General features: G+C 66.1%; 13 protein-coding genes. 4 read left to right on the plus strand and 9 right to left on the minus strand.

Annotated elements, in window-relative coordinates:
- The first annotated feature begins 127 nt into the window (after window positions 1-127).
- Window positions 128-1,018, plus strand: coding sequence for a ParB/RepB/Spo0J family partition protein (locus tag SR870_RS18420; protein ID WP_322518306.1), 891 nt, complete (start codon window positions 128-130; stop codon window positions 1,016-1,018).
- Window positions 1,019-1,342: 324 nt separating this feature from the next.
- On the opposite strand, the gene holA is transcribed toward SR870_RS18420, so the two are convergent.
- The 4 genes from holA to SR870_RS18440 form a co-directional block, all read right to left on the minus strand.
- Entirely contained in the window at window positions 1,343-2,371 is a 1,029-nt protein-coding gene (gene holA / locus SR870_RS18425) for a DNA polymerase III subunit delta (protein WP_322514973.1), read from the minus strand.
- A 44-nt stretch (window positions 2,372-2,415) separates the two neighbouring features.
- A complete protein-coding gene (gene lptE / locus SR870_RS18430) occupies window positions 2,416-2,976 on the minus strand; it encodes an LPS assembly lipoprotein LptE (RefSeq protein ID WP_322514974.1) in 561 nt (186 codons plus the stop codon).
- Window positions 2,963-5,599 (minus strand): leucine--tRNA ligase, encoded by a 2,637-nt coding sequence (gene leuS, locus SR870_RS18435; protein ID WP_322514975.1) that lies wholly within the window; start codon window positions 5,597-5,599, stop codon window positions 2,963-2,965. The genes lptE and leuS overlap by 14 nt, the downstream gene beginning before the upstream one ends.
- A gap of 202 nt (window positions 5,600-5,801) precedes the next feature.
- Window positions 5,802-7,481, minus strand: a complete 1,680-nt coding sequence (locus SR870_RS18440; RefSeq protein ID WP_322514976.1) for a diguanylate cyclase domain-containing protein — start codon at window positions 7,479-7,481, stop codon at window positions 5,802-5,804.
- Window positions 7,482-7,656: 175 nt separating this feature from the next.
- On the opposite strand from SR870_RS18440, the gene SR870_RS18445 reads away from it, so the two are divergent.
- Window positions 7,657-8,322: a YggS family pyridoxal phosphate-dependent enzyme gene (locus SR870_RS18445; protein ID WP_322514977.1), complete on the plus strand. Its 666-nt coding sequence runs from the start codon at window positions 7,657-7,659 to the stop codon at window positions 8,320-8,322.
- Between the two features lie 199 nt (window positions 8,323-8,521).
- Here SR870_RS18445 and SR870_RS18450 read toward each other — a convergent pair whose 3' ends face one another.
- Window positions 8,522-9,031, minus strand: a complete 510-nt coding sequence (locus SR870_RS18450; protein WP_322514978.1) for a L,D-transpeptidase family protein — start codon at window positions 9,029-9,031, stop codon at window positions 8,522-8,524.
- Between the two features lie 227 nt (window positions 9,032-9,258).
- Between SR870_RS18450 and SR870_RS18455 the strand changes: the two genes are divergently transcribed.
- Both SR870_RS18455 and SR870_RS18460 read left to right on the plus strand, forming a co-directional pair.
- On the plus strand, window positions 9,259-9,945 hold the full coding sequence (locus SR870_RS18455; RefSeq protein WP_322514979.1) for a response regulator transcription factor: 687 nt from the start codon (window positions 9,259-9,261) through the stop codon (window positions 9,943-9,945).
- Between the two features lie 62 nt (window positions 9,946-10,007).
- Complete coding sequence (locus SR870_RS18460; RefSeq protein WP_322514980.1) at window positions 10,008-10,454, plus strand: cyclic nucleotide-binding domain-containing protein; 447 nt, start codon at window positions 10,008-10,010, stop codon at window positions 10,452-10,454.
- A gap of 38 nt (window positions 10,455-10,492) precedes the next feature.
- Here SR870_RS18460 and SR870_RS18465 read toward each other — a convergent pair whose 3' ends face one another.
- The 4 genes from SR870_RS18465 to SR870_RS18480 form a co-directional block, all read right to left on the minus strand.
- Complete coding sequence (locus SR870_RS18465) at window positions 10,493-12,475, minus strand: tetratricopeptide repeat protein (RefSeq protein ID WP_322514981.1); 1,983 nt, start codon at window positions 12,473-12,475, stop codon at window positions 10,493-10,495.
- Window positions 12,476-12,778: 303 nt separating this feature from the next.
- The gene (locus SR870_RS18470) at window positions 12,779-13,591 is read right to left on the minus strand and encodes an exodeoxyribonuclease III (RefSeq protein WP_322514982.1); all 813 of its coding nucleotides are present in this window, start codon (window positions 13,589-13,591) and stop codon (window positions 12,779-12,781) included.
- A gap of 283 nt (window positions 13,592-13,874) precedes the next feature.
- Window positions 13,875-14,828, minus strand: coding sequence for an outer membrane lipoprotein carrier protein LolA (locus SR870_RS18475; protein ID WP_322518307.1), 954 nt, complete (start codon window positions 14,826-14,828; stop codon window positions 13,875-13,877).
- Window positions 14,829-14,848: 20 nt separating this feature from the next.
- Window positions 14,849-17,326 carry an FtsK/SpoIIIE family DNA translocase gene (locus tag SR870_RS18480; protein ID WP_322514983.1) on the minus strand — a complete coding sequence of 826 codons (2,478 nt, stop codon included), beginning with the start codon at window positions 17,324-17,326 and terminating at the stop codon, window positions 14,849-14,851.
- Window positions 17,327-17,338 lie beyond the last annotated feature (12 nt).

Consider the following 17,338-nt stretch of genomic DNA (forward strand, 5'->3'; position numbering starts at 1 on the left):
ACCGCGTGGGCACGGCGCTGCGCGCCTTTGCCCACCCTACGGCTCAACTAACAACTCGGCGTCATCGGCGGATGGCGAAGCACCACACGTAACGCGGAGTAACGACGTGAATCCAAGGGAGCAGGCGATGGCCGACGAGCACCGTTCGCGACTGGGGCGGGGGCTGGCGAGTCTGATCGGGGACGTCGGCGGCGAGGCCGCGCATGTCGAGCGGCCGCGCAGCCAGCGCAAGGTGCCGATCGAATTCATCAAGGCCAATCCGCGCAACCCGCGTCGCACCTTCTCGGATTCCGAGCTCGGCGAACTCACCGATTCGATCAAGCAGCACGGCGTGATCCAGCCGATCGTGGTGCGGCCGGTGAAGGGCACGAACGACCGCTTCGAGATCATCGCCGGCGAACGGCGCTGGCGCGCGGCGCAGCGCGCCGGCCTGCACGAAGTGCCGATCGTGCCGGTCGACGTTTCCGATGCGCTGGCGCTCGAAATCGCCATCGTCGAGAACGTGCAGCGCGAGGATCTCAATCCGCTGGAAGAGGCGCAGGGCTATCACGCGCTGGCCAACGAGTTCAAACGCAGCCAGGAAGACATCGCCAAGATCGTCGGCAAGAGCCGCAGCCACGTCGCCAACATGATGCGGCTGACGAAATTGCCCGACGACGTGCTGGAGCTGATCGCCGCCGGGCAGTTGTCGGCCGGCCACGCCCGCGCGCTGATCGGCGTGCCGGATCCGTCGGCGGCGGCCAAGCGCATCGTCGCCGAGGGCCTCAACGTCCGGCAGACCGAAGCGCTGGCGCATGAAGAGGGCGTGCCGGAGCGCAAGCCGCAGAAGCCGCGCGCGTCGGCAAACGCGAAGCCCGCCAAGGACGCCGACACGCTGGCGCTGGAAAAACGCGTCAGCGACGCGCTCGGCATGAAGGTGACGATCGACGACCGCGACGGCACCGGCTCGCTGCAGATCCGCTACGCCGATCTCGATCAGCTCGACGACATCATCCGCAGGCTCGAGGCGGGCGGTTAGTTGGGACGTTCGTTCGGGTCCGTGCTCAGCTCTCACGTTCGTCATTTCGGGGCGCGCAGCGAAGCTGCGCGAACCCGAAATCCATAACCACTGCCGTCGATGGTTCGTCATCCACCGCCGTGTGCTCGCACGAGCGCCGGGGGTATGGATTCCGGGTTCGCCGCTGCGCGGCGCCCCGGAATGACGAACGAAAGTTAGTTAGTAGGGTGGGCAAAGGCGCGAAGCGCCGTGCCCACGCGGAATTCATATCGAGCGGGATTCATATCGAGCGCGTGGGCACGCTTCGCTTTGCCCACCCTACCTTTTCCCTACGCTCTCACTGAACTAACTTCTTCGCCGCGCACTGACCGCGATCGACAGCAACGTGCGCTGGGCGATGGCGGCGCCGAGGGTGGCCTGGCGGCGGGTGTCGAGGGCGGCGGTGGCGAGCTGGTCGATGATCTGCGCCAGGCGCGAGGTGCCGAGATTGCGCAGCGCCGTTTCGGACGCGGCCTTGCGCGAAAAATGCAAACGCGGAAAGCCACTATCGAGCGCGGTCGCGGCCGGGGCGCCGGCTTCGACCGCGAGGCTGGTCTTGTGCAGGAAGGCGGCGTGGCGCTGCGCGGCGAGGATGATCTGGCCCGGATAGGTGCCGGCCACCATCGCTTTGGCGAACTCGCTTTCGACGATCTGCGGCTTGCCGGAGAACGCCGCATCCACAATGACGTCGAGCTTGAGGTCCGAGGCGTCCGACACGCAGGCGATCACGTCGTCGAGCGTGATCTCGCCGCTTCCATGGGCGTAGAGCGCGAGCTTGCGGACCTCGTTGCGCGAGGCCTGGCGGTCGCCGCCGAGCAGGGTCATCAGCACGCCGCGGGCGTCGCGGCCGATCTGCAATTGCGCGCTCCGCAGTTCGTCGTCGATCAGCTTGGCGAGATCGGCCTCGGCGTCCGGATAGCAGCCGATCGCGACCGCGCTCGGGGCTTTCTCGCAGGCCTTGCGCAGCGCGTTGTCCGGCTTGATGTCGCCGGCCTCGATCACGATCCGGCATTCCTTCGGCGGCGCGGCGACCAGCGTCTCGACGCCGGTGACGAAACTGCGCGAGCCGGCGCGAACGCGGATCGCGCGGCGGCCGCCGAACATCGGGATCGAGTTCGCCTCGTCGACCAGCTTCGAGGGCTCGGCCGCGAGCTCGTCGCCGTCGAGCCGCACCAGCGCGAACGGATCGTTGGGGTCGTCGAGCGCGGAGGCGATCAGCGCGTCGGCACGTTCGCGCACCAGGCCGGCATCGGGGCCGTACAGCAGGATGATCGGCCGGCCCGGATCGGGACGGGCCAGAAAGGCGGTGGCGTCTCGTCCACGCAGCGCGACCATGGCGAATTCAGACCGGCGATGCGGCGCGGGCGCGCACGATCGGCTCAGATCCCGGCGTAGAAATACGACGCCAGTCTCGTGTTGATGTTCTCGGCGATTTCCTTCGCGGCGCGGTCCTCGGCGTCGCGGCCCGCGCGGGTGCGGGCGAAGCGCTGGGTCTGGCCCGGCACGTCGTATTCGACGCGCGAGAAGGTGTTGCCGGCCATCACCACCTTGCCGGTGGCGATCTCGATCAGCCGGTAGCTGGCGTCGATGCCGTAATTCTCGATCGTCGGCAGCGCGGTGGTCGGATCGACGATCAGCGACGAGCGCTGGGTGGTGATGTTCATCTTCAGCGAATACAGCGGCGGCGCGCCGGTGGCGCTGCCGTACATCTTGAACATCAGCGCGTTGCGGATCTCGACGCCGAGCCGGGCGTTGCGCGAGCCGTTCGGCAGGTCGAGCGGCGGCACCTCGATGGCGGCGAGCTTGTCGCGCAGCGCCGGCGACCCGTCGCCGCGGTCGGCATACATCGGCTGGAAGCATCCGGCGAGCGGCGCCGCCAGCATCGCGGCGAGCGCCACCTTTGCGACCATCTTGGCCAATGCGGGCCTAACCGACGACATTCACGATCCTCTGCGGAACCACGATGATCTTGCGGACGGGCTTGCCGTCCAGCGCCTGTCTTACCGCATCGAGGGCCAAAACGGCAGCCTCAATTTCCGCGGTCGGAGCGTCCCGGGCCACCGTGACTTCCCCGCGCTTCTTGCCGTTGACCTGCACCGGCAGCGTGATGCTGTCTTCGACCAGCAAATCGCGTTCGATTTGCGGCCACAGCGCCTCGGACACCAGGCCCGGCTGGTCGAGCGCCGCCCAGCTTTCCTCGGCCAGATGCGGCATCATCGGGTGAAACAGTTGAACAAGGATGACCGACGCCTCGCGGATCGCCCAGGCCAGATCCGGGGCAATTTCCTTTGATGCCGTGCCGGGTTTGGCCAGCATTTCGCCGAGGCTGTTGGCGAATTCGCGGATATGGGCGAGGCTGACATTGAAGGCGAGCCGCTCGATGCCGGACAACACCTTGTCGAGCGCGCCATGCGCGGCCTTGCGCACCGCCAGCGCCTCGGGCCCGAATGTCGCGGGCCGTTCGGCTGGAGCCGATTGGGCGATTTCGGCGGCGTCGTTCACCATCCGCCACAGCCGCTGCACGAAACGCGAGGCGCCCTTGACGCCTTCCTCGCTCCAGATCACGTCGCGGTCCGGCGGCGAATCCGACAGCATGAACCAGCGCGCGGTGTCGGCGCCGTAAGAGCCGATGATGTCGTCGGGGTCGACGGTGTTGCGCTTACTCTTCGACATCTTCTCGATCGGGCCGATCTCGACCGGCGTGCCGCCGTCGAGCAGCGTCGCCTTGCGTCCATCGCCCTCGGCCACGATCATCACTTCGGCCGGCGAGGCGAAATGGCCGTCGGCGGTCCGATAGGTCTCGTGCACCACCATGCCCTGGGTGAACATGCCGCGGAACGGCTCGTCCAGCCCGACATGGCCGGTCGCCTTCATGGCGCGGGTGAAGAACCGGCTGTAGAGGAGATGCAGAATCGCGTGCTCGACGCCGCCGATATACTGATCGACCGGCAGCATCCGGTTGACCACGTCGGGCGTAGTCGGCGCGGTCTCGTTCCACGGATCGGTGAAGCGCGCGAAGTACCAGGACGAATCCACGAAGGTGTCCATGGTGTCGGTTTCGCGCTGCGCCTTAGCCCCGCATTGCGGGCAGGCGACGTGCTTCCAGGTCGGATGATGATCGAGCGCATTGCCGGGCTTGTCGAACGACACGTCCTCCGGCAGCACGACCGGCAGGTCCTTGTCGGGCACCGGCACGACGCCGCAAACCTCGCAATGGATCACCGGGATCGGGCAGCCCCAATAGCGCTGCCGTGAGATGCCCCAGTCGCGCAGCCGGAAATTGACCTTGCGCTCGCCGACCGGCGCGCCGCCGATCTGCGCCGCCTCGAGCCGCTTCGCCACTTCTTCCTTGGCCTGATCGATCGTCATGCCGTCGAGGAAGCGCGAATTGATCATGCGGCCGTCGCCGTCATAGGCCTCGTCGGTGATGACGAAGCTCGACGGGTCCTGGCCCTCGGGGCACACCACCGGGGTGTTGCCGAGCTGGTACTTGTTGACGAAGTCGAGGTCGCGCTGGTCGTGCGCCGGGCAGCCGAAGATCGCCCCTGTGCCGTATTCCATCAGCACGAAGTTCGCCACATAGACCGGGATCTGCCAGTCCGGGTCGAACGGATGCAGCGCGCGGATGCCGGTGTCGATGCCCTGCTTCTCGGCGGTGTCGATCTCGGCCTGCGCGGTGCCGCGCTTCTTGCACTCCTCGACGAAGGCCGCGACCTTGGGGTCCTTCGCGGCGGCGGCCTGCGCCAGCGGATGGTCCGGCGCGATCGCCATGAATTTGGCGCCGAACAGCGTGTCGGGGCGGGTGGTGAAGATCTTCAGTTCGGTCTCGCCTGACGGCGTCGTCGCCGCATCGAGCGCGAACCGCACCAAGAGTCCCTCGCTGCGGCCGATCCAGTTGCGCTGCATCAGCCGGACCTTGTCGGGCCAGCGGTCGAGCGTCTCCAGCGCGTCGAGCAGGTCCTGCGCGTAGCGGGTGATCTTGAACACCCACTGGTTCATCTCGCGCTGCTCGACCACCGCGCCCGAACGCCAGCCGCGGCCGTCGATCACCTGCTCGTTGGCCAGCACGGTCATGTCGACCGGGTCCCAGTTGAGCTTGCGGGTTTCCCGTTCGGCGAGACCCGCCTTCAGGAAATCCAGGAACATCTTCTGCTGATGCTTGTAGTAGGTCGGATCGCAGGTCGCGAATTCACGCGCCCAGTCGAGCGACAGCCCCATGGTCTGGAGCTGCTTCTTCATTGCGGCGATATTGTCGTAGGTCCACGCCTTCGGCGCGACCTTGCGCTCGATCGCGGCGTTCTCGGCCGGCAGGCCGAACGCGTCCCAGCCCATCGGGTGCAGCACGTTGTGGCCGCGCGCCCGCATCGTCCGCGCCACCACGTCGCCCATGGTGTAGTTGCGGACGTGCCCCATATGGATCCGCCCCGACGGATACGGGAACATCTCCAGCACGTAATATTTCGGGCGCGGGTCGTCGTTCCTGGTGGCGAAGATCTTCGCCTCGTCCCATTTCGCCTGCCATTTCGGCTCGGATTCGCGGGCGTTGTAACGTTCGTTGCTCATGAAGATCAGTCGGCCGGCCGGTTCGAGCGCTCTGCAAGCGGAAGGGGAAGCGCGAATGAGCTCGCAAACCGGTGCGGCTCAGGCGGAATTCGCGCGAAAGGCGCGCGGAATAGGCCATGAAACGCTGCGTCGGGTCAATGGGATGGGCGCAAATCCGGAGCGTCGGGGCCGGCCTCCGGCAGCCGGCGGCAAGCCCGCCGGGTCAGCTCGCGATCGCCATCGATTCGCCCGGGTCGGCGCCGCGGACCAGTCCGTGTTCGGCGACCGTATTGCGGCCGCCGTGCTTGGCGGCGTAGAGCGCGGCGTCGGCGGCCTCGAGCAGTTCGTGCGCCGCCGCGGTGCCGACCGGCAGCGCGGCCGCGACGCCGACGCTGACGGTGACGCGCTGAAACTCGCTGGTGCGATGCGGCACCGCCAGTCGCTCGACAGTGGCGCGGACCAGTTCGCCGACACCGCGCGCGGCGGTGGCGTCGGTATTCGGCAACAGCAGGCAGAACTCCTCGCCGCCGTAACGCGCCGCAAAGCCGCCGGTGTCGTCGGCCACGGCCGCCAGCACCTCGCCGATCCGCGACAGGCAGGCGTCGCCTTCCGGGTGGCCATAGCTGTCGTTGAAGGGCTTGAAATGGTCGACGTCGAGCATCAGTAGCGCAAGGCAATGGCCGGTCTGCTGGCCGCGCGCCCATTCGATATCCAGCCGGTTCTGGAAGCCGCGCCGGTTGGCGAGCCCGCTCAGCATATCCATCGACGCCATCACGGTGAGGTTGCTGTTGATCGCCACCAGCTCGCGCTCGCGCTGGCCCAGTTGCGCCGCCATCGCGTTGAAGGCGCGCGCCAGCGGCACGAATTCCGACGGCAGCCGGGCGCGGGCGGCGCGCGCGGTCCAGTCGCCCTCGGCGAACCGTTTGGCGGTCGAGGTCAGCATCGAGATCGGCCGCACGATCAGCCGTTCGGCGGCGATCAGCGCGCCGAGCAGCACGAACACGCACACCAGCGCCAGTTGCAGATAGGCGGTCCGGATCTCGCGGCTGATCGCGGCGGACACCGTGCCCTCGTCCAGCGTCACCACCAGCCGCGCATTGGTGCCCGGAATCCGCGACACCGACAGCTTCTGTCCGGAATCGCTCTGGGCGGTGGCGAGATCGCGGTTCTGCGGGTTGGCGCCGAGGGCGAAATCGAGCTCGGCCTGGCCGAGTTTGCGGCCGACCTTGCTGCGCTGGTCGGGCGGGGTGGCGAGCACCGTGCCCTCGCCGTCGATCAGTGCAACGCTGACGCCGGGACGGCCGGCCAGATTGGCCATGATGTCCGACAGCCAGTCGAGATTCATCCCGGCGATCATCACGGCCTGTTCGCCGGCGTCGATCGCCGACACCGGATAGGCCGCGAGAATCGTGCCCTTGCCGCTCTGCGCGCCGATCAGGAAATCGCTGACGACGAAATCGTGGCTCTCCAGCGCCCTGCGGAAATACGCGCGCTCGCTGACATCGGAGCCGACGAACATCGCCGAGGTCGAGCAATGAATGATGCCGCGCGAATCCGCGATCGACAGCATCCGGATCGACGGCAGATCGACCCGCAGGCTGGCGCGCAGGATGCTGCAGCTCCGGTCGACCGCCGACGCCGCGGCGTGGATGTAGGCGGCGGATTTCAGCACCGCTTCGACCGAGGAAATCACTTCGCGCTGCGCATCGGCGGCGCGCTGCGCCAGGGTCGCGACGGTGGCGGCGACCGCGGCGATTTCGGTGGTGCGGGTCTGTTCGAGCAGGCGGACCCGGTCGAGCATCAGCGGGCACACCAAAATCAGCGCTAGAATCACCAAGCGCGCGCGGATTCCAAGTAACCCGCGGAGCTTCGCTTTCTTGCGAACGATGGCGATGCGTGACATCTTGAGCCCCCTCAACCCCCGGAAATAGACTAGGTGAAAGGGTTCAAGAACCCTTCCATCAACTCGTTACAATTTGAGTGAAAGTCCAACCCTTGAGTGCATTCGCTGCTCGATTCGCGCATTCAGGCCGCCCTGCGTGCCCGCTCCAGCGCCGCCAGGACCGGCGGGGGCCGCGATGAACCCCGTCGAGACGCACGGGCTGGCCGCGGTCGAACAGGAGATCGTCCGCGCCTGCAAAGAGGCGCGACGCGAGCGCGCCTCGGTGACGCTGATCGCGGTGTCGAAGACCTTCGAGGCCGAGGCGATCCTGCCGGTGCTGGCCGCCGGGCAGCGGGTGTTCGGCGAAAACCGCGTGCAGGAGGCCAAGGCCAAATGGCCGGCGCTCCGGGACGCGCATCCCGGCACCGAACTGCATCTGATCGGGCCGCTGCAATCCAACAAGGCCAAGGAGGCGGTCGCGCTGTTCGACGCGATCCATTCGGTCGACCGCGAGAGTTTATGCGAGGCGCTCGGCAAGGCGTTGCCGGCCTGCGGCCGCGCGGTCGAATTGTTCGTCCAGATCAACACCGGCGAGGAGCCGCAGAAGGCCGGCGTCGCGCCGCAGGACGCCGACGCGTTCATCGCCGCCTGCCGCGAGCGCTACGGGCTCCCCATCGCCGGCCTGATGTGCATTCCGCCTGTCGACGAGGCGCCGGCGCCGCATTTCGCGCTGACGGCGAAGATCGCCAAACGCAACGGCCTGCCGAAACTGTCGATGGGCATGAGCGCCGACTTCGCCACCGCGATCGAATTCGGCGCCACCCATGTGCGCGTGGGCTCGGCGATCTTCGGGCATCGGTAGGGCGAAGGGCGGCCGCGGGACGCCCCCGCCCCACCGGAAACCTCATCCTGAGGAGCGGCCGTTTGGCCGCGTCTCGAAGGATGCTGTTCTGGTGCCTGCGGCCCATCCTTCGAGACGCCAGACGTCGCCCTGCGGGCGCCGCCCGGCTCCTCAGGATGAGGTTGGGCAGGCGAGCAGGGCGCACATTCTGACGGGCCCCCTACCCGATCACGATCTTCGTTTGCGGCCCGAGCCGCGCCAGCAGCCGGAGCAGATGGCCTCTGGTCATCGCGACGCAGCCGGCGGTGGGGCCGAAATTGTCGCGGGCCAGATGCAGGAACACCGCGCTGCCGCGGCCGGCCACCCGCGGCCTCGTGTTGTGGTCGATCTCGACGATGAGATCGTACAGATGATCGGCGCGCAGCAAGCGGTCGCCGGCTTCGCCGGGGTCGCGGCGCATCGGGCGGTTGTAGTGCCGGCTCGACGGATCCTCGCACCAGGCGTCGGCTGCAGTGATGGCCCGGACCGGCAGATGCGTGCGCGGCCGCGGTCCGCGGTCGGCGCGCCACCACAGCCGCAGCGGATGAAACGTCCCGCGCGGGGTGCCGCCGTCACCCTCGCGCTTGTCGGCGCGGATGCCGCCGCGGCCGAGCGCCACCGGAATCGTCAGCCCCGCGGCGGTCAGCCAGCCGCGGCTGGGCGCGCCGGCGGCGCGGCGGACGCGCAGCATCGGGATCGGGCCGGCCGCCGCGGATGTGGCGCAAGAATCTGATTTTATGGCAGTTTTCACGTCGCCGGGGGCTCGTCGGATGCAAACGATCACGCAATTTTAGCATGCCACTGTTCAATTTTGCAGGAACGATGCCTATTTGCTGTTCTGCGATACAATCGCGCGTGATTTGGAAGGCGCCCCGGCCGCTCCGGCCGGAGCCGGCGCAACACCGAAGGACATCGCCTATGCCGAACGCCCGCAAGATCCTGATCGTGGACGACGACACCGATCTGCGAGAGGCGCTGGTCGAACAATTGTCGCTGCACGAGGAGTTCGAGGCCTCGGCGGTCGACACCGGCGCCAAGGGCGTGCAGTCCGCCAAGGCGAATTCGCCGGATCTGGTGCTGATGGATGTCGGCCTGCCCGACACCGACGGCCGCGAAGTGGTGCGGTCGTTGCGCAAGGGCGGCTTCAAGGCGCCGATCATCATGCTGACCGGGCACGATACCGATTCCGATACCATTCTGGGGCTGGAGAGCGGCGCCAACGACTACGTCGCCAAGCCGTTCCGCTTCGCGGTGCTGCTGGCGCGGATCCGCGCCCAGCTCCGGCAGCACGAGGCCAGCGAGGACGCGGTGTTCACCGTCGGCCCCTACAGCTTCCGCCCCGGCTCCAAGATGCTGACCGGCGCCAATGCCAAGAAGGTGCGGCTGACCGAGAAGGAAACCGCGATCCTGCGCTTCCTGTACCGCGCCGGCCAGGCGCCGGTGTCGCGCGAGACGCTGCTGCAGGAAGTCTGGGGCTATAATTCCGGCGTGACCACCCACACGCTCGAGACCCACATTTACCGACTTCGCCAAAAGATCGAGAAGGATGCGGCGAATCCGGAGATTCTGGTGACCGAGGCCGGTGGCTACAAACTCGTGCCGTGATACCAATAGGGGCCGAATCGTCGCCACAGCTCTGGCGCGTCCCGTTCTCTGACCGGTCCCTGATGTCGATCGAAGATGATGTAGCCCTGCTCGAGCGCGTCCCGACGCTGCGGTTGTTGGGCGACACCTCGTTGCGGATGCTGGCGATCGGATCGGATCAGCGCGAGTTCGCCCGCGGTGACGTGCTGTTCAACGCCGGCGACGCCTCCGACGCCGGCTATGTGGTGCAGAGCGGCGCGTTCCAGGTGACGTCGACCGACGGCGGCCCGCACGAGCTGATCGCGCGGCCGGGCGATCTGATCGGCGAACTGGCGCTGGTGCTGCCGATGCCGCGACCCTCGAGCGCGGTGGCGCTGGAATATTCCTCGGTGATCCGGATCGCGCGCAGCCTGTTCCAGCGCGTGCTCGAAAGCGACCCGGTCGCGGCGATGCGCCTGCGCGACGAATTCGCCGCCCGCACCACCACGATCGCCAAGGACATCATGCGCGCCGGCAGCAAGCTGACGTAGTAGGCGGGGCGGGAGCTGTGCACCCGCTTCCGGCCGGCTCAGCCGTCGACTCTATTCCACTCTTCTGTCAGATGCTTGCGGGACGCCAAAATGTCAGCCTTGAGTTGTTGAGTCTTCAGCGCGTCCGGATGATTCAGACCGATCACCTCAGCCTCTATTGGCGCGAAGGCATCAATCTCCGCCAGTGCGTCGTCTTGACGTCCAAGAGATCGGAATATGCTCGCCCGACGATAACGTGACTTGATCACGTCCGGGTGGCGTTGGCCGAGAAATTCGGACTGGATCCGCGCGACAGTGTTAACTTCCCTAAGTGCGTCCTCGTAGCGGCCGAGGCTTTGGAGCACTTTGGCTCTCAAACGCTGCGTCGACATCACGTGAAGGTGGTGTTCGCCAAGAATTTCAACTTGGAAAAGGGCGAAGCGGTCGATCTCCGCCAATGCGTCGTCACTGCGTCCAAGGTTGTCGAGCACGTCGGCTCGCAAGTACCGGGTTGTTAGTGTATTGGGATGACGTTCGCCGACGATTTCGTTCTGGATCGGCGCGAAGTGGTCGATCTCTGCAAGTGCGTCGCTGTAGTGGCCGAGGCCTTCGAGTACACGGGCGCGCAAATACCGGGTTGCCATCACGTCGGGATGGCGCGGGCCAAGGATCTCGGCTTGCACCGGCGCGAAGTGGTCAATCTCTCTCAGAGCATCGTCGTAGCGTCCGAGGCTATCGAGCACGTCTGCCCGATGGTGCCTGGTCGCCATGACATTGGGATGGCGTTTGCCGAGGGCCTTAGCCTCAATCGGTGCGAAGTCGCTGATTTCTGCCAGCGCGTCGTCATAGCGCCCAAGCCCTTTGAGCAGTTCCGCCCGCAGCCGTCGGGTCGCCATCACGTCCGGGTGGTGCTCGCCAAGAGCTTCGGCTTCGATCGGTGCGAAGTCGTTGATCTCTGCTAGAGCTTCCACATAACGTCCGATCGTTGTGAAGACGCTGGCTCGCACGTATTGGGTTCTCACGACGTCGAGATGGTGAGCGCCGAGGACCTTGACCTGGGTCGGCATGAATGCGTTGATCTCCACGAGAGCATCGCTGTAGCGGCCGGCATCAACGAGTAACCCCACGCGATAATATCGTGCATCAAGGATAGTCTTGTCGTGCATTGGAAGGATCTTCTGTGCTTCCAGCAGAACCACATCGATCCGCCTTAGTGCGAGGGCTGATTCCCCAACATGTCTTTGGTAGAAGCTCGCCTTCGTCTCTGCGGTGAGCCAGATCATCCGGATCGACTTGTCGCCTCGATCCGCCAGTTTGGCGGCGCGATCAGCGAACAAATAAGCCAACCTCCAGTGCCCGCCGTTGAAACAAAACGTTGCGACATCCAGAATCGTCCTGATCAACGGAACGAGCGCTTCACCCTTCTCGTGCAGGCGAGCCGCTATCTCGCTATTCCAACTGACCTGCGTGTCGCCGGAGATGAGAAGCTGCTGCTGGAGCCCGGCATTCACAATGTCGAATTCCTGGCGCAGCTCCCGAGCCTCCGGATCGTTCGGACAAGCGATGTTCGCAAGCCGGAGCATTTGGCTGGCTCGCGCCAGATTCCCGGTCGGATCAGGAACGGCGTGTGCGATGTGAAACTTCGCGATGCTGACCGCGATTTCTCCGATGTGGTCGAAATTGCTTTGGGTCCACGCTTCGAGTTCCCGGATCGCCTTCTCTTCGTTGCCCTGGCGAAGCTCTTTTGCGGAGCGCGCGATGGCGGTCTCTGGTAGTCGGGCTTCAGCTATAACAAGCTTATCACAGAGACTCTTGATCTCTTGCTTCTGTTCTTGTGTCTCCTCTTCGAGCAGTTCCAGCTTCTGTTCCTGGCGTGATCTTCGTCTGAAGAGGCGCCTGTCGATGAACTTGATGACTTCCCAGAGACCGCCAAGCGCCAGAACCAGCTTTATAATCTCGCCAACCTTGCTTCCAGGCGACAGGGTCGACCATTGAAAGAGAACGGGGAATGCCTCCTGCGCGATGTCAGTAATCAAAGACATCTCAAATCCAATCGACAAGAAAATCCAATGTGGTAACGAGCTATCACCAGTGCTACCCAGACGAATGGTACCTATCGTCCTTGTTTTCGGCAATTGTCTTATTTGCGAGTATCCCGCAATTGCTCCCACCCAAACCCTACTCAGCAAGCGGGAGAGGGATTTCGCCGTGCAGCGGTGATGCGGCTCGAACTAGTCGATGAGGCTCGTCCCGTCATTGCGAGGAGGCGAAGCCGACGAAGCAATCCAGTGATGTGCGTGAGGCGTCCGGATTGCTTCGCCTTCGGCTCGCAATGACGTTGGCCCTCACAGCTCCATCGTCACCGTCACGGGGACGTGGTCGCTCGGGCGTTCCCAGCTTCTTGCGTCGCGCAGGATCCTGAAGTCGGTGACGCGATCCTTCAGCGCCTCGGAGACCCAGATGTGATCGAGCCGGCGGCCGCGGTCGCCGATCGTCCAGTCGGCGGCGCGGTAGCTCCACCAGGTGTATATCTTCTCCGACAGCGGAATCCGCTCGCGCGCGACGTCGACCCAATTGCCGGCGCGTAGCACCGCGAGCAGCTTGTCGCATTCTACCGGGGTGTGCGACACGACTTTAAGTAATTGCTTGTGCGACCAGACGTCGTGCTCGTGCGGCGCGACGTTGAGGTCGCCGACCAGGATGTGCCGCGCGTCGCCGGTGGGATGCAGCGGCGCGCAGGCCTGCATCTCGTCGAGGAACGACAGCTTGTGCCTGAATTTCGGATTGACCTCGGGATCGGGAATGTCGCCGCCGGCGGGGACGTAGAAATTATGCAGCAGCAGCGGCGGATCGGCCTCGCCGGTCTGCAGCGACACCGAGATGTGGCGCGAGTCGACATTGTCGCAGAAGGTGCGGATGTCGGTGGCGAGAAACGGGATCTTCGAGATCACCGCGACGCCGTGATAGCCCTTCTGCCCGTTGAGTGCGATGTGCTCGTAGCCGAGCCGCTTGAAGCGCTTCGCCGGAAACGCGTCGTCGGGGCACTTGGTCTCCTGCAGGCACAGCACGTCGGGCCGCTGCGCCTTCAGCAGTTTCGCGACGAGGTCGATGCGCAGCCGCACCGAGTTGATGTTCCAGGTCGTCAGCGTGAAGCGCATGGGGGGCCGGAGGTTGTTGCGAAGCAGGGCACCGTCATCCCGAGGTGCGCGCTTCTTCTTGCGCGGCGCACGATCGGACGCAAGCCGCTGATGTGCACAACCAGCCCGCGCGTGCCGTGGCGTCTTGCGAAGGGGATGGATTGCCGGGTCAAGCCCGGCAATGACGGTGTTGAATCGGCGGCCAGCGCGAACGACGGGGCGATCAAGCACAGCGTCATGCGCGGGCTCGACCCGCGCATCCATCGTCCGCGAAGCGGACCAGAGTGATGAGCGAGGAGAACGGCTAGCCCGGCGGCGTGCCGTAGTCGGTGAAGTCGATCTTGAACATCGACGGGTCGGGCCGCCTGGTGGTGTCGAGATTGTAGATCGCCACCGTGGTGTCGTAGCCCTGCGGATCGGTGACGGTCCATTGCTTGAGCTGGCCGTCCTTGACGCCGAGCATCAGCATCAGCCGGCTGGTGCCGATCACCGCGTTGCGCTCCTCGATGATGATGCTGATGTAGAGCTCGTCCGAACTGATGGCGACCACATTGGTGTCGCGCAAGAGATCGATGCGGTCGCTGAGCAGATAGCGCAGCGGCGTCTGCGACAGCGGGTAGACGTCCTGGGTCGCGAGCTTGCGGTCGCGCACCGCCAGCGACTGGCCGTCGGAGATCATCGAGACCGGGCTCGGCTCGTCATATTCGAACCGCACCTTGCCGGGCTTCATGATGTAGAAATCGCCCTTCAGCCGGCTGCCGTCGGGGCCGACCTGGACGAAATTGCCGACCAGCGTCGACAGCGACGACAGATAGGCGCTGACCCTCGCGGCATCCGCCTTCTGCTTGGCGTCGAAGGTGGTGAAGATCGAGGCCGGCACGTTGCGGCGCGGATCGGGGATCACCGGCTCGGGCGGCGTGGTCAGCTTGGCGACCGGCGGCGGCGCCGGCTGTTGCGGCGGACGCTGCGGCCGGTTGGGCTCGGCGGCGCTGATCGTCCGCTCGCCGCCTCTCGGCGACGGCTTCGGCACCGGCACGGTCTCGGCGGCAGCGAACGGCGCGGTGACGGCCAGCACCAGCCCGACGCCGGCCGCAATGGCGCGGCGCAGCCCGGGGCCGATCGCCGGTCTCGGCGCCAAACCATTGAAATCATTCGTCAATGCATTGTCCTGCGGTGGCGCCGCGGAGCCGGCGCCAAGCTCCCCAGCGGCTACCTCGGCGCTGTGGCGATTTCGCGACTCCGGGCCGGGCAATTCCATCACGCTGATCATCCCGCCGCTCAAAAGTCGGAATCTTCTTCGGCCACCAGGATCTCGCGCTTGCCGGCGTGATTGGGCTGGCCGACGATGCCTTCGAGTTCCATCCGCTCCATCAGCGAGGCGGCGCGGTTGTAGCCGATCTGCAGGCGGCGCTGAATATAGCTGGTCGAGGCCTTGCGGTCGCGTTTGACGATCGCGACCGCCTGCTGGAACAGGTCGCCGCCGCCGTCGCCGCCCATGCCGGTGGCATCGAACACCGCGCCGTCCTCGCCCTCGGCCGGCTCCTCCGCGGTGACCGCCTCGAGATATTCCGGCTGCCCCTGGGTCTTCAGATGCCTGACGACCTTCTCGACTTCCTCGTCCGACACGAATGGGCCGTGCACGCGGCTGATGCGGCCGCCGCCCGCCATGTACAGCATGTCGCCCTGGCCGAGCAGCTGCTCGGCGCCCATTTCGCCCAGGATGGTGCGGCTGTCGATCTTCGATGTCACCTGGAAGGAAATGCGGGTCGGGAAATTCGCCTTGATGGTGCCGGTGATGACGTCGACCGACGGCCGCTGCGTCGCGAGGATCACGTGCAGGCCGGCGGCGCGCGCCATCTGCGCCAGCCGCTGCACCGCGCCTTCGATGTCCTTGCCGGCGACCATCATCAGGTCGGCCATTTCGTCGACGATGATGACGATGTAGGGCAACGGCTCGAGGTCGAGTTTCTCGTCCTCGTAGATCGCCTTGCCGGTCTCCTTGTCGAAGCCGGTGTGCACCGTGCGGGTCAGTTCCTCGCCGCGCGCCTTGGCTTCGGAGAGCCGCGTGTTGTAGCCGTCGATGTTGCGGACGCCGAGCTTGGCCATGCGCTTGTAGCGCTCTTCCATCTCGCGCACCGCCCATTTCAAGGCGACCACGGCCTTCTTCGGATCGGTGACGACCGGCGTCAGCAGATGCGGGATGCCGTCATAGACCGACAGTTCGAGCATCTTCGGATCGACCATGATCAGCCGGCACTGATCCGGCCGCAGCCGGTACACCAGGCTGAGGATCATGGTGTTGATCGCGACCGATTTGCCCGAGCCGGTAGTGCCGGCGATCAGCATATGCGGCGTGCGGGCGAGATCGATGATGATCGAATCGCCGCCGATGTTCTTGCCGAGACACAGCGGCAGCTTGTGCACGGTCTCGTTGTTGTCCTTCACGCTGAGCAGTTCGCGCAGATAAACCTTCTCGCGATGCGCGTTGGGCAGCTCGATGCCGATCGCGTTGCGGCCGGGCACCACGGCGACGCGCGCCGACAGCGCGCTCATCGAACGGGCGATGTCGTCGGACAGGCCGATCACGCGCGACGATTTGATGCCGGGCGCGGGCTCGAGTTCGTACAGCGTCACCACCGGGCCGGGGTTCGCCTTGACGATTTCGCCGCGCACGCCGAAATCCTGCAGCACGCCTTCGAGCGCGCGCGAATTGGCCTCGAGTTCGGCCTTGTTGAGCGGCTGGCGATCGGAGGCCTTCGGCGCGGTCAGCACGTTGACCGAGGGCAGCTCGAACTTGCCGGATTTCTTCGCGGCCGGCTTCGGCGCGGCCTTCTTTCGCGGCGCGCGGGCGACCGGCGCTTCGTCCTCCTCGTCCTCGTCCACCTCGTCGGCGGAATCGAGCTCGAGCGGTTCGTCGTCGTCGCGCTCGTCGCGCGGCACGATCGGCGGTGACGTCCGGCCGCTGCCGAGCTTCGGCTCCTGACGCTCGAACGAGGCGGCGGAGCGGCCGGCCGGCGCGCTGCTGACGAGGCCGCGATAGCCGAGCTTGATCAGCCGCCACAGCCGCGCCTTGGCGCTGAGCATGGCATGCGCCATCCAGCCGAGCGAGACCGAGCCTTCGTCGCGATCCTCGTCTTCGTCGAGCGGTACGTCGTCGGCGATCACTTCGTCCGGGTCGGGCTCGCGCGAGCCGTAGCCGCTCGCCATCACGAAGCACGCCGCCATCGCGCCGCCCAGCAAGATGCTGAGAATGACGCGGAAGATCAGGCCGGGGCCGAAGATCAGCGATGGCGCCCGCACCAGCGCATCGCCGACCACGCCGCCGAGGCCGGTCGGCAGCGGCCAGGCGCTGTCATGCGGAAACGACGAGGCGAAGCCGGCGGCGAAGATCGTGCACAGGATCCAGGCCCCGAACCGCAGCGCGCGACGATCGAACGGCCGGTGGTTGATCATCCGCCAGCCCCAGGTCGCGACCGGCAGCAGCAGGCCGACGGCGCCGAGGCCGAGAATCTGCATCGACAGATCGGCGCCGATCGCGCCGGGATAGCCGATCAGATTGTGAATCTTGCGCGAGGTGGCGTGGCTCAGGCTGGGGTCCTGCACCGACCAGGTCGCCAGCGCGGCGGCCGCCACGGCGGCGAGCGCGATCAGGCCGAAGCCCGCGAGTTCACGCAGCCGCCGCGCCAGCGCATCGCGAAGCGATGTCGGCAGGTGCCCGACCAGGGGAATGACGCGCTCGATCGCCGGCATGCTCAATTTTCAGCCCCG

Origin of the sequence: Rhodopseudomonas palustris (assembly GCF_034479375.1) — a bacterium.
Classification (GTDB): Bacteria; Pseudomonadota; Alphaproteobacteria; order Rhizobiales; family Xanthobacteraceae; genus Rhodopseudomonas; species Rhodopseudomonas palustris_M.